General features: G+C 65.0%; 20 protein-coding genes. 10 read left to right on the top strand and 10 right to left on the bottom strand.

Features of this window, described 5'->3' with window-relative positions; genetic code table 11:
- Positions 1-3,489 (bottom strand): DNA polymerase III subunit alpha, encoded by a 3,489-nt coding sequence (gene dnaE, locus SP6_RS06170; RefSeq protein ID WP_037567464.1) that lies wholly within the window; start codon positions 3,487-3,489, stop codon positions 1-3.
- A 121-nt stretch (positions 3,490-3,610) separates the two neighbouring features.
- Here dnaE and SP6_RS06175 point away from each other — a divergent pair, with 121 nt between their 5' ends.
- Positions 3,611-4,177 (top strand): HdeD family acid-resistance protein, encoded by a 567-nt coding sequence (locus tag SP6_RS06175; RefSeq protein WP_007403452.1) that lies wholly within the window; start codon positions 3,611-3,613, stop codon positions 4,175-4,177.
- A 127-nt stretch (positions 4,178-4,304) separates the two neighbouring features.
- Here the strand turns inward: SP6_RS06175 and SP6_RS06180 are convergent, their stop codons facing one another.
- The 5 genes from SP6_RS06180 to SP6_RS06200 all read right to left on the bottom strand — a co-directional run bounded on the left by SP6_RS06180 (position 4,305) and on the right by SP6_RS06200 (position 10,409).
- Positions 4,305-4,784, bottom strand: coding sequence for a glutathione peroxidase (locus SP6_RS06180; protein WP_007403358.1), 480 nt, complete (start codon positions 4,782-4,784; stop codon positions 4,305-4,307).
- Positions 4,781-5,374, bottom strand: coding sequence for a GNAT family N-acetyltransferase (locus SP6_RS06185; RefSeq protein WP_007403347.1), 594 nt, complete (start codon positions 5,372-5,374; stop codon positions 4,781-4,783). Before SP6_RS06185 ends, SP6_RS06180 begins: the two co-directional genes overlap by 4 nt.
- Positions 5,371-6,069, bottom strand: a complete 699-nt coding sequence (locus SP6_RS06190) for an ABC transporter ATP-binding protein (protein WP_042468710.1) — start codon at positions 6,067-6,069, stop codon at positions 5,371-5,373. The genes SP6_RS06185 and SP6_RS06190 overlap by 4 nt, the downstream gene beginning before the upstream one ends.
- Positions 6,070-6,082: 13 nt before the next feature.
- Positions 6,083-7,333, bottom strand: a complete 1,251-nt coding sequence (locus SP6_RS06195) for a lipoprotein-releasing ABC transporter permease subunit (RefSeq protein WP_007403338.1) — start codon at positions 7,331-7,333, stop codon at positions 6,083-6,085.
- 631 nt (positions 7,334-7,964) lie between these two features.
- Complete coding sequence (locus SP6_RS06200; protein ID WP_007403336.1) at positions 7,965-10,409, bottom strand: TonB-dependent receptor; 2,445 nt, start codon at positions 10,407-10,409, stop codon at positions 7,965-7,967.
- A gap of 244 nt (positions 10,410-10,653) precedes the next feature.
- On the opposite strand from SP6_RS06200, the gene SP6_RS06205 reads away from it, so the two are divergent.
- On the top strand, positions 10,654-11,130 hold the full coding sequence (locus SP6_RS06205) for an Hsp20 family protein (protein ID WP_007403323.1): 477 nt from the start codon (positions 10,654-10,656) through the stop codon (positions 11,128-11,130).
- Positions 11,131-11,381: 251 nt separating this feature from the next.
- Here SP6_RS06205 and pyrG read toward each other — a convergent pair whose 3' ends face one another.
- On the bottom strand, positions 11,382-13,031 hold the full coding sequence (pyrG, locus tag SP6_RS06210; RefSeq protein WP_007403348.1) for a CTP synthase: 1,650 nt from the start codon (positions 13,029-13,031) through the stop codon (positions 11,382-11,384).
- A gap of 106 nt (positions 13,032-13,137) precedes the next feature.
- Entirely contained in the window at positions 13,138-13,503 is a 366-nt protein-coding gene (gene secG, locus SP6_RS06215) for a preprotein translocase subunit SecG (RefSeq protein ID WP_007403639.1), read from the bottom strand.
- 278 nt (positions 13,504-13,781) lie between these two features.
- Between secG and SP6_RS06220 the strand changes: the two genes are divergently transcribed.
- From SP6_RS06220 to eda, 8 genes are all read left to right on the top strand, one after another.
- Positions 13,782-14,102: a MarR family transcriptional regulator gene (locus tag SP6_RS06220; protein WP_007403552.1), complete on the top strand. Its 321-nt coding sequence runs from the start codon at positions 13,782-13,784 to the stop codon at positions 14,100-14,102.
- Complete coding sequence (locus SP6_RS06225; protein ID WP_227876618.1) at positions 14,038-14,412, top strand: SH3 domain-containing protein; 375 nt, start codon at positions 14,038-14,040, stop codon at positions 14,410-14,412. Before SP6_RS06220 ends, SP6_RS06225 begins: the two co-directional genes overlap by 65 nt.
- A complete protein-coding gene (gene argC / locus SP6_RS06230; protein WP_007403638.1) occupies positions 14,409-15,335 on the top strand; it encodes an N-acetyl-gamma-glutamyl-phosphate reductase in 927 nt (308 codons plus the stop codon). Before SP6_RS06225 ends, argC begins: the two co-directional genes overlap by 4 nt.
- 9 nt (positions 15,336-15,344) lie before the next feature.
- On the top strand, positions 15,345-16,808 hold the full coding sequence (gene zwf / locus SP6_RS06235; protein WP_007403296.1) for a glucose-6-phosphate dehydrogenase: 1,464 nt from the start codon (positions 15,345-15,347) through the stop codon (positions 16,806-16,808).
- Between the two features lie 101 nt (positions 16,809-16,909).
- Positions 16,910-17,620 carry a 6-phosphogluconolactonase gene (gene pgl / locus SP6_RS06240; protein WP_037567461.1) on the top strand — a complete coding sequence of 237 codons (711 nt, stop codon included), beginning with the start codon at positions 16,910-16,912 and terminating at the stop codon, positions 17,618-17,620.
- On the top strand, positions 17,617-19,434 hold the full coding sequence (gene edd / locus SP6_RS06245) for a phosphogluconate dehydratase (RefSeq protein WP_007403412.1): 1,818 nt from the start codon (positions 17,617-17,619) through the stop codon (positions 19,432-19,434). The genes pgl and edd overlap by 4 nt, the downstream gene beginning before the upstream one ends.
- Before the next feature lie 20 nt (positions 19,435-19,454).
- On the top strand, positions 19,455-20,420 hold the full coding sequence (gene glk, locus SP6_RS06250) for a glucokinase (RefSeq protein ID WP_007403307.1): 966 nt from the start codon (positions 19,455-19,457) through the stop codon (positions 20,418-20,420).
- The gene (eda, locus tag SP6_RS06255; RefSeq protein ID WP_007403477.1) at positions 20,417-21,034 is read left to right on the top strand and encodes a bifunctional 4-hydroxy-2-oxoglutarate aldolase/2-dehydro-3-deoxy-phosphogluconate aldolase; all 618 of its coding nucleotides are present in this window, start codon (positions 20,417-20,419) and stop codon (positions 21,032-21,034) included. The genes glk and eda overlap by 4 nt, the downstream gene beginning before the upstream one ends.
- A gap of 64 nt (positions 21,035-21,098) precedes the next feature.
- Here the strand turns inward: eda and SP6_RS20815 are convergent, their stop codons facing one another.
- Both SP6_RS20815 and SP6_RS06260 read right to left on the bottom strand, forming a co-directional pair.
- The gene (locus SP6_RS20815; RefSeq protein ID WP_007403427.1) at positions 21,099-21,272 is read right to left on the bottom strand and encodes a hypothetical protein; all 174 of its coding nucleotides are present in this window, start codon (positions 21,270-21,272) and stop codon (positions 21,099-21,101) included.
- 32 nt (positions 21,273-21,304) lie between these two features.
- A complete protein-coding gene (locus tag SP6_RS06260; RefSeq protein WP_126053325.1) occupies positions 21,305-21,559 on the bottom strand; it encodes a helix-turn-helix domain-containing protein in 255 nt (84 codons plus the stop codon).
- Positions 21,560-21,610: the final 51 nt, after the last annotated feature.

The following is a 21,610-nucleotide window of genomic DNA, read 5'->3' on the forward strand; positions in this document are numbered from 1 at the left end:
TTACCCGACCAAAGCCAGCCGCGCCTCGGACGACTTCATCGCTACCGCCTTCACGCCCGGCAAATCCTCGATATGGCTCGCCAGTTCGGCGTCGAGCAGGAAATTCCGCCCAAGCGTCAGCAGCGTATCGCCATCCCCCCCGACGATCCGGGCCCGCACCTCGCCACGTCCGTTGCGCAAGGGATCGAGCATCGCCCGCAGCGCAGGGAAGGCCGCCTTGTCGGTCACCGTCACCTCGACCACGAACTTGGCCATGCTGGCGAGGCCGTCGAAAAGCTGGACCCGCTTGATACTGACCCGCGGCGCTTCCTCGCCCGGGCGGCGATCGAGTTCGACGGTGATGAGCGCGCAGTCGCCCTCCTTGGCCGCCTTCTCCAAATCGGCCGCGACCGAATCGTCGAAGCACGTCGCCAGGAACTGCCCCGTCGCATCGGAGAGCTGCGCCATCATGTAGCGCTTGCCCCGCGCCGAAGTCCGCCAGCGGGCATCCTCGACCAGCGCCGCCATGGTCGCGCCGATCCGCGCACCGTCATCGGGGATGATAAGCTCGGTCAGCGAGGTATAGGTGCGCGCTCCGTGCATCTTGGCGATATGCGCGTGGCGATCGACCGGATGTGCCGAGAAATAGAAGCCGAACGCCTCCTTCTCCTGCTCCATCCGCTGCGACAGCGTCCAGCGCACGCCCGAAGGAAGCTTGATCGCATCGCCCGCGACCTCGGTCTCGCCGAACAACCCGCCCTGCCCGCTAGTCCGGCCCTCATGGGTGCGCGCCGCGATGGCGAGAACCGTTTCGGCGACCGCATGGACGCCTGCGCGGTTAGCCTCGATCCCGTCGAACGCCCCCGCCGAGGCGAGCGTCTCCAACTGGCGCTTGTTCATCAGCCGGGGATCGACCCGCTTGGCCAACGCATCGAGCGAGGCGAAGGCCCCGCCCGCCTCGCGCTCGACGACCAGCTTCTCCATCGCCCCTTCGCCCACCGACTTGAGCGCGCCGAGGGCATAGCGGACGGCGAGGCCATCCTCATATGGTTCGACATCGAACTCGGCCTGGCTGGCGTTGATGCAGGGGGGCAGCATCGTCACACCCATGCGCCGCGCATCATCGACGAAGATCGCCAGCTTGTCGGTCAGCGCCATGTCGTAGCACATCGACGCGGCATAGAATTCATGCGGGTGATGCGCCTTCAGCCACGCCGTCTGATAGGCGAGCAACGCATAGGCCGCCGCGTGGCTCTTGTTGAAGCCATAGCCGGCGAACTTGTCGATCAAATCGAACAGTTCATTGGCCTTTTGCGCCGGGATGCCGTTCACCTCCTGGCAGCCCTTGACGAAGATGGCACGCTGCGCGTCCATCTCCGCCTTGACCTTCTTGCCCATCGCGCGGCGGAGAAGATCGGCGCCGCCCAGCGAATAGCCCGCCAAGATCTGGGCGGCCTGCATCACCTGTTCCTGATAGACGAAAATGCCGTAGGTCTCGGACAATATCTGTTCGAGCAGGGGATGCGGGTAGATGATCTCCTCGGTGCCCTGCTTGCGGCGACCGAAGCTGGGGATATTGTCCATCGGGCCCGGCCGATAGAGCGACACGAGCGCGATGATGTCGCCAAAATTGGTCGGCCGCACGGCGGACAGGGTGCGCCGCATGCCTTCGGATTCCAGCTGGAACACACCGACCGTATCGCCCTTCTGAAGCAGGGCGTAGGTGGCTTCGTCGTCCCAAGCCAATGCGCCCAAGTCGACATCGACGCCGCGCTTGCGGAGCAACTGCACCGCCTTCTGCAACACCGACAGCGTCTTGAGGCCGAGAAAGTCGAACTTGACCAGCCCGGCGCCCTCGACGAACTTCATGTCGAACTGCGTCACCGGCATGTCCGAGCGCGGATCGCGGTAGAGCGGCACGAGTTGCGCCAGCGGCCGGTCGCCGATCACCACGCCGGCGGCGTGGGTGGAGGAGTGGCGCGGCAAGCCCTCCAGCTTGGTGGCAAGGTCGAGCAGCCGGCGGACCTGATTGTCGTTGGCATATTCCTTCGCCAACTCGGGCACGCCGTTCAGCGCGCGCTTCAGGTCCCAGGGATCGGTCGGATGGTTGGGCACCAGCTTGGCGAGACGGTCGACCTGGCCATAGCTCATCTGTAGCACGCGGCCGGTGTCCTTGAGCACCGCGCGCGCCTTCAGCTTACCGAAGGTGATGATCTGCGCGACCTGATCGCGGCCGTACTTTTCCTGCACATAGCGGATGACCTCGCCACGCCGGGTTTCGCAGAAGTCGATGTCGAAGTCGGGCATCGACACACGTTCCGGGTTCAGGAAGCGTTCGAACAGCAGGCCGAGCTTCAAAGGATCGAGGTCGGTGATGGTCAGCGCCCAGGCGACCACCGAGCCCGCGCCCGAACCACGGCCGGGCCCCACGGGAATATCGTGATCCTTGGCCCATTTGATGAAGTCGGCGACGATCAGGAAGTAGCCGGGAAAGCCCATCTGGATGATGATGTCGACCTCGAACGTCAGCCGTTCGTGATAGGCCTCGCGCCAGCCGGGTTCGCCCTCGCCCTCCAGTTCGGCGATACGGTCGAGCCGAGCCTCCAGACCGGCGGTCGCGTCGCGACGAAGCATCGCCGCCTCGCCCTCACGGTCGCCCGCAAGGCTGGGCAGGATGGGCTTGCGCCATGGAGCCATGACGGCGCAGCGCTGCGCGACGACCAGCGTGTTGTCGATCGCTTCCGGAAGATCGGCGAAGAGCTGCTTCATCACCTCGGCAGGCTTCAGCCAAGCCTCGGGCGAGCTTTTGGGGCGGTCGTCCATTTCGACATAGGTCGAATTGGCGATGCACAGCATGGCGTCATGCGCATCGCGGAACCCGCTATCGGCGAAGCAGCAGGGGTTGGTCGCGACCAGGGGCAGATCGCGGTCATAGGCCAGATCGATCAGATCCTGCTCGGCGGCGATCTCCGTGGGATCGTCGCGTCGGGCGAGCTCGATATAGAGCCGGTCGCCGAACATCGCCTGAAGCCGGTCGCAATAGGCCTTTGCCCGGTCGGGCTGCCCCTCGGCGAACAGGCGGGCGATGCCCCCCTCGCCGCCCGCCGTCAGCGCGATCAGGCCGGTGCTGAATTTACCCAGCGTGTCGAAACCGACATGCGCGGCCAGTTCGATCGGCCGCTCCAGATGCGCCGCCGAGACGAGTGCGCAGAGATTGTCATAGCCGGTCATGTCCTGCGCATAGAGCGCGATCCAGTCGACCACTGGCGTCACGCTATCGGGCATGTCGGGCCGCGCGACGCCCAGCATCGTGCCGATGATCGGCTGTACGCCGGCCTTCTTCGCGGCGTCCGAAAAGGCCATCGCGGCATAAAGGCCGTTGCGATCGGTCAGGCCGGCGGCGGGAAAAGCGTTCGCCTTGGCCTGCGCCGCGATCGCCTTGGGATCGATCGCGCCGTCCAGCATCGTGAAGGAGGAAAAGATGCGAAGCGGCACATATCCGGAATGCATACCCCCCCCTACCCGACGCCGCGTGATTCGACCAGCACGGAACCGGGAGGAAGGCGAACCGTTACGGTGACAGAAGGATTAATCCAGATTGGAGGATTAATCCAGATTGGGACGAGAGACGATGACCGACACCGACCGTTCCTTTGCGACCTCGCTCCGCCCCGGGGCGGGATGGGGCTGGATTCTGGCCTATGGCGTGCTGTCGGCACTGCTCGGCTTCGCGGCCTTCCTGTTCCCGGTGCCAGCGACCCTGGCGGCGACCCTGGTGATCGGCGCGTTCTTCATCGCCTCGGGAATCGTATCTATCGGTGCCGGAATTTTCGGCAAAGGGCATGAGGGGCGCGGCTATGCCATCGGCTTCGGATTGGTGTCGTTGATCATCGGCCTGATCATGGCCTTTGAGCCGGCAACGGGAGCGATCTCGATCACCTTGCTGGTCGCGGTGTGGCTGGGCCTGCGCGGCGGATTGGAAATCGGCTTGGGCGCGCGGATGCGGCGGCGGCGCGGGTGGATGATCGCCATGGGGGTGCTGAACATCATTCTGGCGTTGTTCGTGCTCGCCACCCTGCCCTGGAGCGCGATGACGTTGCCCGGTTATATTCTGGGTCTTAGCTTCCTGTTCGGTGGGATCACCGCCATCGCGTCCGCGCTGGATCACAAGAAGGGAACGAGCGCGTTCGCCCTTTGACGAGATGGGAGCCGAAGCCTAGTATCGCTCAGGCTCCGATTTCGGCGTTTTCGGCGTTTAAAGGACGGAATAGGGCAGCTTGTGAGCGCGCCCTTACGACACTCGCTCGGGCTGAACGGAGGCAGTCTTACAGAACGGCCTCGATATCCTTTGACAAATCTTCGGGTTTGGTTGTCGGGGCATAGCGGCCCACAACCTCACCATCGCGGTTGACCAGGAACTTCGTGAAGTTCCACTTGATCCTCTTCGTCCCCAACAGCCCAGGCGCCTCCGCCTTCAGCCACTGGAACAGCGGATCGGCCCCGTCACCATTGACTTCCACCTTGGCGAGCACGGGGAAGGTCACGTCATAGGTCGTCGAACAGAAATTCGCGATCTCGGTCGCATCGCCCGGCTCCTGCCCACCAAACTGGTTGCAGGGAAATCCCAGCACCGTCAGCCCCTGCGCCTCATAACGACGATGCAGCGCCTCCAGCCCTTCATATTGTGGGGTGAAGCCGCATTGGGACGCCGTGTTGACGATCAAGAGCACGCGGCCGGCATAGGCGGACATGTCGACGGCCCGGCCATCCGCCGCCGTGACGGTGAATTTGCCGATGTCGCTCATTCGTGCTTCCCCAGCAGATAATCTAGATTGGCGCGGACGCCCGGCCATTCGCGGTCGATGATCGAATAGACGACACTATCCCGGATGCGGCCATCGGCCATCACCTGGTGGCCGCGCAATACGCCATCCTTCTTCGCGCCCAATCGCTCGATCGCGGCCTGGCTGCGCTTGTTGAGCGAGTCGGTGCGGATCTGGATCGCCTGGACTTCCATGACCTCGAACGCATGCGCCAGCAGCATCCGCTTCGCCTCGGTATTCGCGCCCGTACGCTGGACCCGGGTGGCGTAGAAGGTGCCGCCAATCTCCAGCCGCCGATGCTGCGGCGCCATCCGCATATAGCGGGTCGTGCCGACCACCTCGCCATCCGGCGTTTCGACCGTGAAGAGCAGCGCCCGGCCAACGTCACGCTCCTTCAGCGCCGCCGCCAGCCAGCGTTCAGGTGTCTTCATCATCGAGACATTGGCGTAGAAGATGTTCCAAAGCCCACCCTCGCGCGCCGCCTCGACCAGCGCGGGCAGATCATCCTCGACAAAAGGGCGCAATGTCACGTGACGGCCTTTCAGTGTCGGCGTCTCTGCCCAGACATTCATTGCAACCGCCCCTCATGCAAGCGGACCACCCGGTCCATCTTCAGCGCCAGCCGTTCGTTATGCGTCGCGATCAGCGCTGCCGAGCCCTCACCGCGCACCAGCCGCAGGAACTCGGCCAACACCACTTCGGACGTATGCTCGTCGAGATTACCGGTCGGCTCGTCCGCCAGCACCAGCGGCGGCTGGTTCGCAAGCGCACGCGCCACGGCGACACGCTGCTGCTCGCCGCCCGACAATTGGCTGGGCCGATGGGTCAGGCGATGGCCAAGGCCCAGCGCGGTCAGCAAGCCCTTGGCGCGCGTATCAGCGGCGACAGGCAACTTGCCCTGTACCAGTTGCGGCAACACGACATTCTCGATCGCGGTGAAATCGGGCAGCAAATGGTGGAACTGATAGACGAAGCCCAGATAATCGCGCCGCGCGACCGTGCGGCCATGCGAGTCGAGCTTCGACACTTCCTCGCCGGCGATGCGGATCGATCCCGAAAAACCGCCTTCGAGCAGCCCGACGGCCTGCAACAGCGTCGACTTGCCCGATCCCGAGGGGCCGAGCAGCGCGACGATCTCACCCGGCGCGATGGCCAGATCGACGCCGCGCAGCACTTCGATCGTCTGGCCGCCTTGGGTGAAGCTGCGCGAGAGGCCGACCGTCTCCAGGACCGGCTCGGCGGCGCGGGGCGCGATGGCGGTCCCCATGCGGATGATCGGGTCATTCATAGCGCAACACCTGAACCGGGTCCGTGCTCGCCGCCTTCCAGGCGGGGTAGAGCGTGGCAAGGAAGGAGAAGACCAGCGCCATCGCCGCGATCACCACGATCTCGATCGGATCGGGCTTGGAGGGCAACTCGGTCAGATAGCGGATCGAGGGGTCCCACAAATTCTGACCCGTGACGAACTGGACGAAATTCACCACCGCTTGGCGATAGAAGAGGAAGACCGCGCCCAGTACCAGCCCGGCGACGGTACCGAGCGCGCCGATCGTCGTGCCGACCGTCATGAAGATGCGCATCAAGCCACCCCGCGTCGCGCCCATGGTGCGCAGGATGGCGATATCACGCGTCTTGGCACGGACCAGCATGATCAGCGAGGACAGGATGTTGAACACCGCGACCAGGATGATGATCGACAACACGGTGAACATCGCCACCCGCTCGACCGCCAGCGCCTCGAACAATTGCGCGTTCATCGTCCGCCAGTCGGCGATGACCGCGCGCCCGCCCAGCTTGTCGGCGAGCGGCGCCAATATCTGGCCCACCCGGTCGGCATCGGTGGTTTGTACTTCGACCATACCGACCGTGTCGCCCATCAGCAGCAAGGTCTGCGCATCCTCGATCGGCATGATCACATAGGCTTTGTCGTAATCATACACGCCGATCTCGAAGATCGCGCCAACCGTATAGCTGACGATACGCGGCACCGTGCCGAAAGGCGTCGTCTGCCCCTGCGGACTGATCAACGAAATCTCCGAGCCGACCTGTGCGCCCAGCGCCTCCGCCAGGCGACTGCCGATCGCGATCCGGTTGCTGCCGGGGGTCACGCTCATCAGATTGCCCATGATGACCTTGGACCGGATCGCCGAGTTGCCGCGAATGTCGCCGACGCGCATGCCGCGCACCAGCACCGCCTCGACCCGGCCATTATAGGTCGCCATCAGCGGCTGCTCGATCATCGGTACCGCGCTAGTCACACCGGGCGTCGCCTTGGCCTCGCGCACGATATCACGCCAGTCGGGCAGACGGCCGCCCGTGCCCTGCACCACCGCATGACCGTTGAGACCGACGATCTTGTCGAACAGCTCGGCGCGAAAGCCGTTCATCACGCTCATGACGATGACGAGCGCGGCGACACCCAGCATGACCGCCACCAGACTGATCGATGCGACGAGGAAGATGAACGCCTCCCCCTTGCCCGGCAGCAGATAGCGCCGGGCGATCATCCGTTCATAGCGAGACAGGATCATGCAAGTCCGATCGATCCATGGGAAAACCTAAAGCGAATGCGGCTGTAGGGGCGGCTCCCCATGCTGGCAATGCCACCGCTGGCGACCGGGCAGAAACCGGTCAGCACGGACATTGTTGCGTGCCGGACACACTTCCACCTCAATCGTAGCGCGGATGCCGCAAGGGTATGGCAAAAGCCGTGAGGCTCACGTACCACAATCTCACTGAGACACAGGCAGCAACGGCCGTGGTTCGGGGATTGCTCCAACGCTCACCCAAAGAGGTTGATGCGGGAGTGGGAAAAGGGGGCTGACGAGCGATCGTCACGCAGGCGCCCGGATCGGAAACGGTCCGGGCGTTTGTCATTCGGGCATCGGCTCTCACTCACCATCCGACGAAAAGCCGCCGAGACCGGCGAGGGAACGGGGAGCTTCCAGACTGCCGTTCCCAGGTGCCGGCCCGGCGCCCGTACGGGATCTTCGCTATAACAGATCAAGATGAACCGAATCTGGACGGATTATGAGATTCGCGGATCGGAGGTTCTCTTGGTGAAGCGCTGCTGCTTCAACGCCGGGTCCGTCCGGCGGCACCCCCATCTCCAATGAAGGTGCCGCTCAGCTCTGCCCATAGTCGGGTCGCCGATTGCTCCGATCAGAACGATTTGGAAATCGTGAACCCATATGTCCGGGGATCACCTGGCTGCCCGACGATCAGGCCCGTCGAACCCGACTGGGTCGCCAGCAGCTCGTAGTAATTATGGTCGAACAGATTGCGGACCCAGGCAAAGGCGTTCCAGCTCCCCGGCGCCTTGAACCCCGCACGGACGTTGGACAAGCTGTACCCGTTGATATCGGTATAGGCCGAGCGTGACGGGTTGGACGAGAATTTGGACCGATAGCTGCCATCATAGCCGAGGTAGAACTGCCCCTCGGTCCCCGCCACCGTCGCGGGCAGGTCATATTCCGCGCCATAGGAGAACGCCCAGCGCGAGACGCCGGGCAGCCACTGCCCCGAGATATCGCAATAGGGCAGCGAATTGCCCGGCGTGCCCGCCGGTGCCGGCGTCCCGACGATCTGGCCATTCACCACGGGCAGCGCAGTGCCACCCGACAGTTCAGGCGGGCACGGCGCGTTGGTGAAACGGGTATAGCGCGCGTCGGTAAAGGCACCATTGGCGTAGACATTGAATCGACTGGTCGGGCGGAAGGCCGAATCGATCTCGATCCCGCGCGTTCGCACCCGGCCGGCATTCGCCAGATAGCCACGCAGGACATTGACCTGCAGATTGTTCACCGTCGCCTGATAATCCGCGATCTCGGTCCAGAAACCGGCGATGTTCACCGTCGCGCGGCGATCGGCAAATTGGGTCTTCAGCCCCAGTTCGAAGTGATTGACCTTTTCGGGCCGCACGGTCTGCGTCGCCAGGATCGGATTGGCGTTCCGGTCGAGCGGCAGGCCCGACAGGTTGATCCCCCCGGACTTATAGCTGCGCGCATAGGTCGCATAATAATGGACGTTGGGATTGAACGTATAGGCGACGGTCAGATCGCCGGACAGATTCCAGTTGGTGAAGGACGGGGCGTAGCTTTGCGGCGACAGCACGCCGCGCTGGTCGCTCGTCAGGTTGCCCGAACCGGCGCCATTGGTGACGGTCGACACATAGGAGCCGTCCTTGCGATCATAGTTGAGCCGCAGGCCGGGTGCGATCGACAGTTGCTCGGTCGGGTGCCAGGTCAGCTTGCCGAACAGCGCCGCCGAGGTGTTGGTGAAGCCGATCGTGTTCCGCGCGGTTAGCCCGTTGAGCGTCGCGGGATTGCGCCCCGCCGCGCTGGTCGGGTTGAGCAGGAAGGCGCTCGCCGCCGGCCCCTGAACTTGGAGCCCCTGGGTGTCGATCGACTGCCAGAAGTAAAAGGCGCCCAGCACATAATCGAGCATCCGCTTGCCGTTGGACGCGATCCGGATCTCCTGCGTCACTTGGCTCTGCTGCGAGGGGTTGGCGGAGACGGTGGTGATGGGCAGACCGATGAAATCGCGGTCGTTGGATGGGTCCCAATGCCAGAAGCGCCACGCCGACACGCTCGTCAGCGTCGCATCGCCGATATCCCAATTGGCGAGGAGCGACAGGCCACCCAATTCCTGCTTGGCGCGCAGATCGGTATCGACATCGGTCAACCGGTCGAAGGCGTTGGTCGAGGGGACGCTATAGCCCTGCGCGGCGGCCAGCGCGGCATATTGCCGGTTGAGCGGCCGCTGCGTCGCGCCGACGCGGGCATAATATTGGACGCAGCAATTGGGGTTCTGCCGCGCATAATCGCCCGACAGGGTCAGGTCGAGCGTCGGGGTCGCGTGCCATAGAAATTGGCTGCGCAGCGACAGATTGTCCTGGCTGTTCTGCCATTCCTGCTGCCGGGTGTTGTAGACGGTGCCGCGCCGCGTGGTGATCGAGGTCGACAGCCGCACCGCGACCTTATCGTCGACCAGCGGGCCCGACACCGACGCCTTGCCCTGGAAGAAATCGTAATTACCAGCGCTCAGCTCGACGCGCCCCTCGGGCGTGAAGCTGGGCGGGCGAGTGATGATGTTGATCGCGCCAGCCGTGGTGTTCTTGCCATAGAGCGTGCCCTGCGGCCCGCGCAGCACCTCGATCCGCTCGGTATCGGTGAAGTCGAACGTCGCCGAGGCGATGCGGCTGTAATAGACCTGATCGACATAGATGCCGACGCCCTGTTCGATCCCGTCATTGGTAAGGCCGAACGGAGCGCCCAAGCCACGGATATTGGCCGCCGAATTGCGCGGGTTGGTCGAATAGAATTGCAGCGTCGGCTGTATCTGCGTCAGCCGGTTGACATTGTACGTCCCCGTCTCGGCCAGCGCGGTGCCGCCGATCACCGATATGGCGATGGGCACCGTCTGGATGGTCTCGGCCCGACGGCGGGCGGTAACGACCACATCCCCCCCACCCTGCTGCGCGGTGCCCAACCGCCCTTCGTCGCGACGGGCTTGGGTGGTCGGAGCCTGGGGGCTCGCGTCTTGCGGGTCGGCGGCGGCTGGCGCGCCGCTTTGCGCGGCCAGGATCAAGGCCAGGGTCAAGGACATGGAAGCTCCCCTTTTGATTTCACCTCCTATTCACACATCGTTTTAGTAGGCGTTCAAGCCGTCGGTGCCTTGGGGCCAGCGAAGATTTGCTTTTCGATCCGAAACGGCCCTTGAATGCATCTCATTACGAACCATATCGGTTCGCGTGTGGTGCCGATAGCGGGCCGCACGGATGGGTCGAGACCCCCGTGCCGGGGCGCACCGGCCGATCCCGTTTCAATTCGCTTCTGATGGAGGTTTTGACATGCGTATCGATCTGACCCCGTATCGCCGTTCGACCATCGGCTTCGACCGGCTATTCGATCTGCTGGAGGCCAATTCGCGTGGCGCTTCAGCGGAGAATTACCCCCCCTTCAACCTCGAGCGTCTGGCGGACGACCGTTACCGCATCACCCTGGCGGTGGCCGGCTTTGCCCGCGACGAGATCGAGATCACCGCGCAGCAGAATATGCTGCTCGTCACCGGCAAGAAGGATGACAAGGCGAATTCGCCCAACTTCCTGCATGTCGGGATCGCCAATCGCTCGTTCGAACGGCGCTTCGAACTGGCGGACTTCGTGTTCGTCGAGGATGCGCGCCTGAACGACGGTCTGCTCGTCATCGACCTCGTCCGCGAGGTGCCCGAAGCGATGAAGCCCAAGACGATCGCGATCAAGACGGGCCAGCCGCTCGCGGCAGTGGAACATCACGCCGATCAGGCCGACGAGGCCAAGGCGGCCTAATCCACTCGGCGTCTTTCACTCCCTGAAGACGTCGCGGGGCGTCCGGACCGACGGGTCCGGGCGCCTTATGTTTGTGTCTGGACGAGTCCGGACCACCGTTCAGGCTGAGCGTAGTCGAAGCCCATGCCTTGCCACCCCCAGGTGGACAGGCTTTCCCTTGGCCTTGACCTTCCACTTCGCTCAGGCTGAACGGAGGATAGGATTGCCCCAAAGGAAAACCCCGCCTCCATCTGGGAGGCGGGGTTCCAAAATCATACCAACCGGCTCTGCTTCACCGCCGCTTCGACGAAGCTGGCGAAAAGCGGATGCGGGTCGAAGGGCTTGGACTTGAGTTCCGGGTGGAACTGCACGCCGACGAACCAGGGATGGTCGGGCCGCTCGACGATCTCGGGCAGCGTGCCGTCGGGCGACATGCCGCTAAAAACCAGGCCGCCCTTCTCCAGCGCTTCCTTGTAGGCGGTGTTCACCTCATAGCGGTGACGATGCCGCTCGGAGATGTCTTCGCCGCCATAGATGGAGGCGACGACGCTGTTGCCCGCCAGCTTGGCCTGATAGGCGCCCAGCCGCATCGTGCCGCCCAGGTCGCCGCTCGCCTCGCGCTTCTCCAGGCCGTCACGGCCCATCCATTCGGTGATCAGGCCGACCACCGGCTCGGAGGTCGGGCCGAACTCGGTCGACGACGCATCAGCGATCCCGGCGAGATCGCGCGCGCCCTCGACGCACGCCATCTGCATGCCGAAGCAGATGCCGAAATAGGGAACGCGACGTTCGCGCGCGAAGCGCACCGCCGCGATCTTGCCCTGCGCGCCGCGCTCGCCGAACGCGCCGGGGACGAGGATGGCGTGGCACGGCTCGAGCTGCTGCGCGATCTCACTCTCGTCGCCCTCGAACAGCTCGGCGTCGATCCAGCGGATATGGACCTTCACCTTGTTGGCGATGCCGCCATGGACCAGCGCTTCGTTGAGCGACTTGTACGCGTCCTGCAGACCGACATATTTGCCGACCACGCCGATCGTCACTTCGCCTTCCGGATTGGTCAGGCGGTCGACGATCTCGGTCCAGCGCGACAGGTTGGGCGCGCCTTCCGGCTCGATACCGAACGCGCGGAGTACTTCCGAATCGAGACCCTCGGCATGGTACTGGAGCGGCACCGCATAGATGCTCGACGCGTCGAGTGCTGGGATGACGGCGGACGGCGGCACGTTGCAGAACAGCGCGATCTTGGCGCGGTCGGACGCGGGCAGCGGATGCTCGCAGCGGCAGACCAGCACATCGGGCGACACGCCGAGTGCCGCGATCTCGCGCACCGAATGCTGGGTCGGCTTGGTCTTCAGTTCGCCCGCCGCCGCGATATAGGGCACCAGCGTGACGTGGATGCTGATCGACTGGCCACGGCCCAGCTCGTTCTTGAGCTGGCGGATCGCCTCGATGAAGGGGAGCGATTCGATATCGCCCACGGTGCCGCCGATCTCGCACAGGACGAAATCGAGATCCTCGCCATTCTCATCGACCGTATCGGCCCGCGCGAACGCTTTGATCGCGTCGGTGACGTGCGGGATCACCTGGACAGTCGCGCCCAGATAGTCGCCGCGCCGCTCGCGCTCGATGATCGTTTTGTAGATGCGGCCCGAGGTGACATTGTCCGACTGGCGCGAGGCCACGCCGGTGAAGCGTTCATAGTGACCCAGGTCGAGATCGGTCTCGGCCCCGTCGTCGGTCACATAGACCTCGCCATGCTGATACGGGCTCATCGTGCCCGGGTCGACGTTAAGATAGGGGTCGAACTTGCGGATGCGCACGCGGTAACCGCGCGCCTGCAAAAGAGCCGCAAGAGAGGCCGCCATGAGGCCTTTGCCGAGCGACGAGACCACGCCGCCGGTGATGAAGATATACCGCGCCATGGGAAGAATCGCCTAGCTTGGATGGGGTGGAAACGACAACAGCAAAGATGCGCGCCGCCGGAAATTGTCGGCGGCACGTTGGCCTATGCTGCGATGGAAACGAGACTTAGCGGGCGAGCGGAACCGCCGAATTGTCCGCCGGCTGGGTCGCGGGGGCCGCGCCGGTGGGAACCGGTGCCGGGGCCGGCTGGGTGATCGGCGCCTGAGTCGCGGGCGTGCGGGCCAGCGAGGTGTCGATCGTCGGCGCGCTGCGCGTCGCGGCGAGGACCGCGAGCAGGATCGAGAAGCCGACAAAGGCGGTCGCCAGGACCGCCGTCGCGCGGCTCAGGAAATCCGCGGCACCCCGCGCCGACATCAGGCCCGACGGGCTGCCGCCCATGCCCAGACCGCCGCCCTCCGACCGCTGCATGAGGATCACCGTGACGAGCGTCGCAGCGATGATGGCGTGGATGACGAGCAGGAAAGCGAACATGAGGCGCGTATGATCCCGATGAAAGGGTGTGCGAAAGCGCGCACATAGGCGAGGCAACGCTTGCGATCAACCATGCGCGGGGTCCCAGCGCATTCACGAGCCACCAAATGGTTCCGCCGCGCGCCGATTTTAAGATGTTACGGATGGCGGAACATGAGTGGAAACCACCGCGAACAAGGGGCGTTATGACATCGAAACAACGTCCGGCAAAGGCCGGCACAGCCATTGGAATCGCTATCGTGTCCCACCCACACGAACCGCAGTCGCTGTTGGCCTGGATGAGCGCCTTGGTCGATTATGTCCGTTCCGGTGAACCTGATCTGACCAATCGACAGATGGCCTTGCTACTCGTCGTCTATCTCCGTCCCGGCCCCCATACGGTGCGCGGTTTGGCGCGCGCCTTGAACGTCTCGAAACCTGTCGTTACCCGCGCCTTGAATAGACTGGGAACGCTGGGCTATCTGCGCCGCCAACGCGATGATAGCGACAAGCGGAACATCTTTGTCGCCAGGACACCTGAAGGGGCGGACTTTCTTGAAGAATTCGGACATTTCATCGGCGCTGGCGACGCCCCCACCCTCCAACGGGCCAGCGCGTAAGAGCTTTTCCCTGCAGGGGCGCACGGTCAGCCTCGACCCGCGCACCCATGCGGTGCGGCCCGACCTGGCCGATGTGCGGCTCGCCGAATATGTATTCGCGCCGCATTATGCGGCTCCCCTCTCCTATCGCACCAACGCCCCGGCTACCCTGCGCGAGGGGCGGCGCGCGGACTCGGCGGTGCTGGCCGAACTGAAGGCTGGCGAAGCCTTTGAGGTGCTGGAGCTGGCGGGTGGCCATGCCTGGGGCATCGCGCCGCTGCTCGGGCTGGTCGGCTATTGCGATGCGACGCTGCTGGAGCCGGTGCAATGACCAAGACGGTATTCATCGATGGCGGCGCCGGCACCACGGGCCTGGAGATCGCCGACCGGCTGGCTGGCCGGCCCGACCTGTCGATCCTCACCCTGCCCGATGATCGCCGCAAGGACGCCGGGGCGCGGCGCGAGGCGATCAACGACGCCGACTTCGTCATTCTCTGCCTGCCCGACGATGCGGCGCGCGAAGCGGTGTCGCTGATCGCCAACGACCGTACCCGCGTCGTCGATGCCTCGACCGCGCACCGCACGGCCGAAGACTGGGTCTATGGTCTCGCCGAGCTGGAGCCCGATCAAGCCGAGCGGATCGCGGCGGCGCGTTTCGTGTCCAATCCCGGCTGTTACCCCACCGGCTTTCTCGCGCTCGTCCGTCCGCTGGTGCGCGCAGGGATTATCCCCGCCGACTGGCCGGTCTCGGTCAACGCCGCCTCGGGCTATTCGGGCGGGGGCAAGGCGATGATCGCCGAATATGAAAGTGCGACCAACCGCGCCTTCCGCCCTTACGGCCTGACGCTCGCGCACAAGCACGCACCGGAGATGCAGCGCCATTCCGGCCTGACCCACGCGCCGATCTTCGCGCCAGCCGTGGTCGACACCTATCGCGGCATGGTCGTAGAGGTGCCCCTGCCCCTCCACGCGCTGCCCGGCACGCCGTCGCTCGACAACGTCGTTCAGGTGCTAGCGGAGGCCTATGCCGACAGTCGCATCGTGCGCTTCGCCCCGGATGACGTAGCGGCGGTGAATATCGAGGAAAATGCCGGAACCGACCGGATGACCTTGCGCGTGTGCGGCAATGCGGCCACGGGTCAGGCTCGACTGATCGCCACGCTCGACAATCTGGGCAAGGGTGCCGGTGGTGCGGCGGTCCAGAATTTGAACATCATGGCCGGGCTCGATCCGACCGCCGGCCTCGTCCTCTAAGGAGACGTCATGACGCGCAATCCCGTAGGCAAGCTGCTGCTGTTCGGCGCGACCGGCGACCTGTCGCAGCGGATGCTGCTGCCGTCGCTGTTCAATCTTCACTCGGACGGATTGCTGCCCGACGGGCTGACCATCACCGGTACCGCGCGATCGGATCATGACGATGCCAGCTTCCGCGAGTTCGCCTCGCACGCGCTCGACACCTTCCTGCCCGAGGACCGCAAGGATGCGGACAAGATCGAGAGCTTCCTGAGCCGCCTGCAATATCAGTCGCTCGATGCCTCGAAGACCGACGGCTTTCCGGCCCTGGCGGAGAAGGTCGGCGACGTCTCGAACGGCCTCGCCATCTATCTGTCGACCGCGCCCAGCCTCTTCGAGTCCACCATCAAGGGCCTCGAATCGGTTGGTCTGGCGGGCGAGACGGTGCGGATCGGCCTGGAAAAGCCGCTCGGCTACGATCTCGCTTCGTCCAAGGAGATCAACGACGCGGTCGCGTTCGGCTTTCCCGAGGAGCGGACCTTCCGCATCGACCATTATCTGGGCAAGGAAACCGTCCAGAACATCCTGGCGCTACGCTTCGGCAATTTCTTCTTCGAGCCGATCTGGAATGCCCACGGCATCGACAATGTGCAGATCACCATCGCCGAAACCGTCGGGCTGGAGGATCGCGCGGGCTATTATGAAGGCGCCGGCGCGCTGCGCGACATGGTGCAGAACCATATCCTGCAACTGCTCGCGCTGATCGCGATGGAACCGCCCGCCCGTTATGACGGCACCGCGATCCGCGACGAAAAGGCCAAGGTCTTCCGCTCGCTGCGCCAGATGACGCCGGAGGAGGTGCCGCACAACACCGTCACCGGCCAATATGTGGACGGCGCGGTCGGCGGCAAGATCGTTGGCTCCTATGCCGACGAACTGGGCAAACCGTCCAAGACCGAGACCTTCGTCGCGATCAAGGCGCATGTCGACAATTGGCGCTGGCAGGGCGTGCCCTTCTACCTGCGCACCGGCAAGCGCATGGCGACCCGCCGCTCGGAAATTGCGATCCAGTTCAAGCCGGTGCCGCACTCGATGTTCGCGGGCCGCGGCGGTATCCTTCAGCCCAACACGCTGGTCATCCGCCTGCAGCCGGAAGAATATATCCAGCTATTGGTGATGGCCAAGGAACCGGGCCTCGACCGCGAAGGCCTGCGCCTGCGCGAGGTGCCGCTGAACCTGTCGCTCGATGCCGAGTTCGCCGGGACCCGCCGCCGCATCGCCTATGAACGGCTGCTGCTTGACCTGATCGAAGGCGACCAGACGCTGTTCGTCCGCCGCGACGAGGTGGAGGCCCAATGGGCCTGGATCGACGCGATCCGCGCCGGTTGGGACGCCAACGACGTCAAGCCCAAACATTATCCCAGCGGCAGTTGGGGTCCGTCCGCCGCGATCGCGCTGACCGAGCGTGACGGCGTGACCTGGCAGGACGACTGACACACCCCATTTCTGATCGAAGTTGGGACGACTTTGGCGCTTGCGTGGCTTGCCCGATCGGCGGGACACGCTTCGCGCCCGCAATATCAGGACAGGATGACATGACCGACGAAATCGAATGGTGGGATTATGAAGACACCACCGAAATGGCGAACGCGCTGGCCGGCGACATCCAGTTCATCATCGAAAGCGCGATCGAGGCGCGCGGCGCGGCGGTGATCGCGCTGTCAGGCGGCAAGACGCCGGTTCCGGTCTATGAGAAACTGGCCCAGGCCAAGCTCGACTGGAAGCGTGTGACCATCGTCCCCGCCGATGAGCGCATCGTGCCGCTGGGCGATCCGCTATCCAACGTCACCATGATCGGTAAGACCTTCCTGCCCAAGGGTGCGCGGGTGATGCCGATCGTGCCGCAGGCGACCCCGGATTATAAGGCTGCCGGTCGTTCGGCCGATGCGCTGATGCAGGAGCTTCACTGGCCGCTCGACCTGGTGCTGCTGGGCATGGGCGCGGACGGGCATACCGCTTCGATCTTCCCCGGCCCCGATTATGACGAGGCGCTCAACGGGCCGAAGGAACGTCGCGCGCTGGGCCTGATGCCCGATCCCCTGCCCCCCGAAGCGCCGGTCGCACGCGTAACGCTCAGCCGCGCCGGGATCGTCTCGGCCCGTGCGATCATGATCGCCATTTCGGGGCCCAAGAAGAAGAAAGTGCTGGAAGACGCCATCAAGGAAGGCGCATCGTCGCCCTATCCGATCGGTCGAGTCCTGGCCGAGGTGGAACTGCCGATCGATATCCACTGGAGCGAGCAATGAGCCTGAACGCCGCCGTCTCCGCCGTCACCGACCGGGTCATCGAACGCTCGAAGCCAGGGCGCCAGGCCTATCTCGACCTGATCGCGCACGAGGCCGAGACGGCGGTGCGCCGCCCCAATCTGGGCTGCGCCAACCTCGCCCATGCCTATGCCGGGACCGAGGAAGACCGCGACGCCATGAAGGCCGATCGCGGCATGAATATCGGCATTGTGTCGGCCTATAACGACATGCTGTCGGCGCACGCGGTCTACTACCGCTATCCCGAACTCATGAAGGTCTGGGCGCGCGAAGTGGGCGCAACCGCGCAGGTGGCGGGTGGCGTACCCGCCATGTGCGACGGCGTGACGCAGGGCTATGCGGGCATGGAGCTGTCGCTGTTCAGCCGCGACACCATCGCGCTGTCCACCGCTGTCGCCCTGTCCCACGGCACCTTTGAAGGCGCGGCGCTGCTCGGCATCTGCGACAAGATCGTGCCCGGCCTGCTGATGGGTGCGCTGCGCTTCGGCCATCTGCCGATGATCTTAGTCCCCGGCGGCCCGATGCCGACGGGCCTGCCCAACAAGCAGAAGGCCGCCGTCCGCGAAGCCTATGCCGAGGGCAAGGCGGGGCGCGGCGAACTGCTCGACGCCGAGATCGCCGCCTATCATTCCAAGGGCACCTGCACTTTCTACGGCACCGCCAACACCAATCAGATGATGATGGAGGTGATGGGTCTGCACATGCCGGGCGCCGCCTTCGTCAATCCGGGCACGAAACTGCGCCAGGAACTCAGCCGCGCCGCCGTGCACCGTCTGGCCAAGATCGGGCAGCAGGGCGAGGATTACCGGCCATTGGGCCGATGCGTCGATGAAAAGGCGATCGTCAACGCGGCGGTCGGCCTGCTGGCGACCGGCGGCTCGACCAACCATCTGATCCACCTGCCCGCCATCGCGCGGGCGGCGGGGATCATCATCGACTGGGAGGATATGGACCGCCTCTCGGCCGCCGTGCCGCTGATCGCGCGGGTCTATCCCAACGGGTCGGCGGACGTGAACGGATTCGAGGCGGCAGGCGGCATGCCCTATGTCATCCGCGAACTGCTCTCGGCAGGGCTGCTCCACCGCGACATCCTGACGGTGGCGGGCAAGGACCTGTCCGATTATGGCCAGACGGCCGTGATCGCGGACGACAAGCTCTCTTGGACCCCGGTCGGCGACAGCGGCGACGAGACGATCCTGCGGCCTGCCTCTGCACCCTTCTCGCCCGATGGCGGCATGCGCATCCTGTCGGGCAATCTGGGTCGCGCCTGTATCAAGGTGTCGGCGGTCGAACGCGAGCGTTGGATCATCGAGGCACCCGCCCGCGTCTTCTCCGATCAGTCGGAAGTGCAAGCCGCGTTCAAGGCGGGCGAGCTGGAGCGCGACGTCGTCGTCGTGGTCCGCTTCCAAGGGCCCAAGGCCAATGGCATGCCCGAGTTGCACAAGCTGACCCCGCCGCTGGGCGTGCTCCAGAACCGGGGCTTCAAGGTCGCGCTTGTCACCGATGGCCGCATGTCGGGCGCCAGCGGCAAGGTCCCTTGCGCCATCCACCTCAGCCCCGAGGCGATCGGCGGCGGCGCGATCGGCCTGATCCGCGATGGCGACATCGTCCGCCTCGACGCGGTCGCGGGCACGCTGAACGCGCTGGTCGACCCAGCCGAATGGGCCACCCGCAAACAGGCGGAAACGCCCGCACCGGTCCAGGGCATGGGCCGCGAGCTGTTCGCGCTGTTCCGCCAGGCCGCCGACGAGGCTGAGAGGGGCGCATCGCCCATCCTCGCCGGCGCGGGCCTGTAAGAGACAAGGGGGAGAGGATCATGGAAATCGTTGCCGTCGACATCGGGGGCACCCATGCGCGCTTCGCGATCGCCGAGGTCGAGAATGGCCGCGTCGTCAAGCTGGGCGAGCCGTGCACGCAGAAGACCGCCGAGCATGCCTCGCTCCAGACCGCGTGGCAGGCGTTCGAGGCGCATGTCGGCCGCCCCCTGCCCAAGGCCGCCTCGCTCGCCATCGCCTCGCCGATCACCGGCGACGTGATCCGCATGACCAACAACCCTTGGGTCATCCGCCCCTCGCTGATCCCCGAGCGGCTGGGCGCGGACGTCTATACGGTCATCAACGATTTCGGCGCGGTCGGCCATGCGGTCGCGCAGGTGCCGCAGGAGGACTTCCTACACATCTGCGGCCCCGAGGAGCCGATGCCCGAGCACGGCGTCGTCACCGTCTGCGGCCCCGGCACGGGCCTGGGCGTCGCGCAGGTGCTCATGACGCCCAACCGCTATCACGTCATCGAGACCGAGGGCGGGCATATGGACTATGCCCCCCTCGACGGGATCGAGGACGCGATTCTCAAGCGCCTGCGCCGCACCTATACCCGCGTGTCGTGCGAGCGGATCTGCTCGGGACCGGGCATCGTCGCGATCTATGAGACGCTGGCGTCGCTGGAAGGTCGCGCGGTGCCCAGCCGCGACGACCGCGAGATCTGGACCGAAGCGCTGGAGGGCACCGATTCGATCGCGCTCGCCGCGCTTGACCGTTTCTGCCTCGCGCTCGGGGCCGTCGCGGGCGACTTTGCGCTGGCGCAGGGCGCGAAGACCGTCGTGATCGCCGGTGGCCTGGGCTTCCGGATCAAGGACAAGCTGTTACGATCGGGCTTCGACCAGCGCTTCGTCGCTAAGGGACGGTTCCAGTCGCTGATGGCCCGCATCCCCGTCAAGCTCATCACCCATCCCCAGCCCGGCCTGTTCGGCGCAGCCGCGGCCTTTGCCCAGGAGCATACATGACCGACATCGCCACCATCATGCGCACCAGCGCGGTCATCCCCGTGCTGGTCATTGACGACGCCGCCACCGCCAAGCCGCTGGCCGAGGCGCTGGTCGCAGGGGGCCTGAAGGTGCTGGAGGTGACGCTGCGCACCCCCGCCGCGCTGGAAGCCATGGCCGAGATGAAGAAGGTGCCCGGCGCGATCGTCGGTGCCGGCACCGTCGTCAACGAGCAGCAACTGCGCGACGTGGCCGATGCGGGCGCGGAATTCATCGTCTCGCCGGGCCTGACCGATCGTCTGGGTGCCGCGGTGATCGACAGCGGCATCCCCTATCTGCCGGGCATCGCCAATGCGGGCGACATCATGCGCGGGCTTGACCTGGGCCTGACCCATTTCAAATTCTTCCCGGCGGAGACCAGCGGCGGGCTGAAGGCGCTGAAGGCGCTCGCCGCCCCCTTCTATCAGGCCCGCTTCTGCCCCACCGGCGGCATCACCGAGGCGAGCGCGCCGGACTGGCTCGCCTTCGACCGTGTGCTCTGCGTCGGTGGTAGCTGGGTGACCGGCGGATCGATGGCCGATGTCGAGGCCAAGGCGCGCGCCGCCTCGGTCCTGCGCACGCCCGTGGCCCGCTGAGGCGGACGGCAGCAAAACTCATTTCGGCGACGGCCAGCCTATTACTGCGATAGGCTGGCCGTCATCAATTCTGCTCCCCCAGCAGCGCCGATGCGCCGGGCGGAGGAACGCCTTGTCCGGTCAGCTCGACCAGTGCCGCGTCCAGCCAGAGCGCGACGTTTGACGCGCCCAGTTCGTCCGCCAGCAGCAACGCTTTCAGGGTCAGGTCACGCAGAGATTGAAATTGCTCCCTCGTCACCAACCCTGATTAAGCGAGGTCCATGGCGAAACCTAGCCCTGTACGGCAACCGCCAAGGCGGAACGAGTGTCTCGCGCCCAATCGAGAATCCGCCACCAACTGGCGTCGCTCAAGGCGAGAAAGCTCCGACGCCGATCGGAAGGATCGCAAATCCGGGTCACCAGGCCATCGTCCACCAGCCGATTGATCCAACGCAAGCCGGTCGTCGGCGCCGCTCGCGTTGCAGCGGAGGCGCTGGTCACGGACAGTCGCTTGCCCTTGGCTTCGGTGACGAACATGTCGATCATCAGATCCCAGGCGGGGTCGCTGAGCAAGCCGGCGGGAAATTGAGACCGACG

It is taken from the genome of Sphingomonas paucimobilis NBRC 13935 (assembly GCF_000739895.2).
Lineage (GTDB): Bacteria > Pseudomonadota > Alphaproteobacteria > Sphingomonadales > Sphingomonadaceae > Sphingomonas > Sphingomonas paucimobilis.

Coding starts and splice junctions, on each gene's coding strand:
- secG (WP_007403639.1), bottom strand. CDS start 13,503: ATGTTCGCTTTCCTGCTCGTCATCCACGCCATCATCGCTGCGACGCTC.
- pgl (WP_037567461.1), top strand. CDS start 16,910: ATGACCGACGAAATCGAATGGTGGGATTATGAAGACACCACCGAAATG.
- zwf (WP_007403296.1), top strand. CDS start 15,345: ATGACGCGCAATCCCGTAGGCAAGCTGCTGCTGTTCGGCGCGACCGGC.
- eda (WP_007403477.1), top strand. CDS start 20,417: ATGACCGACATCGCCACCATCATGCGCACCAGCGCGGTCATCCCCGTG.
- SP6_RS06190 (WP_042468710.1), bottom strand. CDS start 6,069: ATGGGGACCGCCATCGCGCCCCGCGCCGCCGAGCCGGTCCTGGAGACG.
- SP6_RS06175 (WP_007403452.1), top strand. CDS start 3,611: ATGACCGACACCGACCGTTCCTTTGCGACCTCGCTCCGCCCCGGGGCG.
- SP6_RS06220 (WP_007403552.1), top strand. CDS start 13,782: ATGAGCGCCTTGGTCGATTATGTCCGTTCCGGTGAACCTGATCTGACC.
- SP6_RS06180 (WP_007403358.1), bottom strand. CDS start 4,784: ATGAGCGACATCGGCAAATTCACCGTCACGGCGGCGGATGGCCGGGCC.
- pyrG (WP_007403348.1), bottom strand. CDS start 13,031: ATGGCGCGGTATATCTTCATCACCGGCGGCGTGGTCTCGTCGCTCGGC.
- argC (WP_007403638.1), top strand. CDS start 14,409: ATGACCAAGACGGTATTCATCGATGGCGGCGCCGGCACCACGGGCCTG.
- SP6_RS06195 (WP_007403338.1), bottom strand. CDS start 7,333: ATGATCCTGTCTCGCTATGAACGGATGATCGCCCGGCGCTATCTGCTG.
- edd (WP_007403412.1), top strand. CDS start 17,617: ATGAGCCTGAACGCCGCCGTCTCCGCCGTCACCGACCGGGTCATCGAA.
- SP6_RS06205 (WP_007403323.1), top strand. CDS start 10,654: ATGCGTATCGATCTGACCCCGTATCGCCGTTCGACCATCGGCTTCGAC.
- glk (WP_007403307.1), top strand. CDS start 19,455: ATGGAAATCGTTGCCGTCGACATCGGGGGCACCCATGCGCGCTTCGCG.
- SP6_RS06260 (WP_126053325.1), bottom strand. CDS start 21,559: ATGATCGACATGTTCGTCACCGAAGCCAAGGGCAAGCGACTGTCCGTG.
- SP6_RS06200 (WP_007403336.1), bottom strand. CDS start 10,409: ATGTCCTTGACCCTGGCCTTGATCCTGGCCGCGCAAAGCGGCGCGCCA.
- dnaE (WP_037567464.1), bottom strand. CDS start 3,489: ATGCATTCCGGATATGTGCCGCTTCGCATCTTTTCCTCCTTCACGATG.
- SP6_RS06185 (WP_007403347.1), bottom strand. CDS start 5,374: ATGAATGTCTGGGCAGAGACGCCGACACTGAAAGGCCGTCACGTGACA.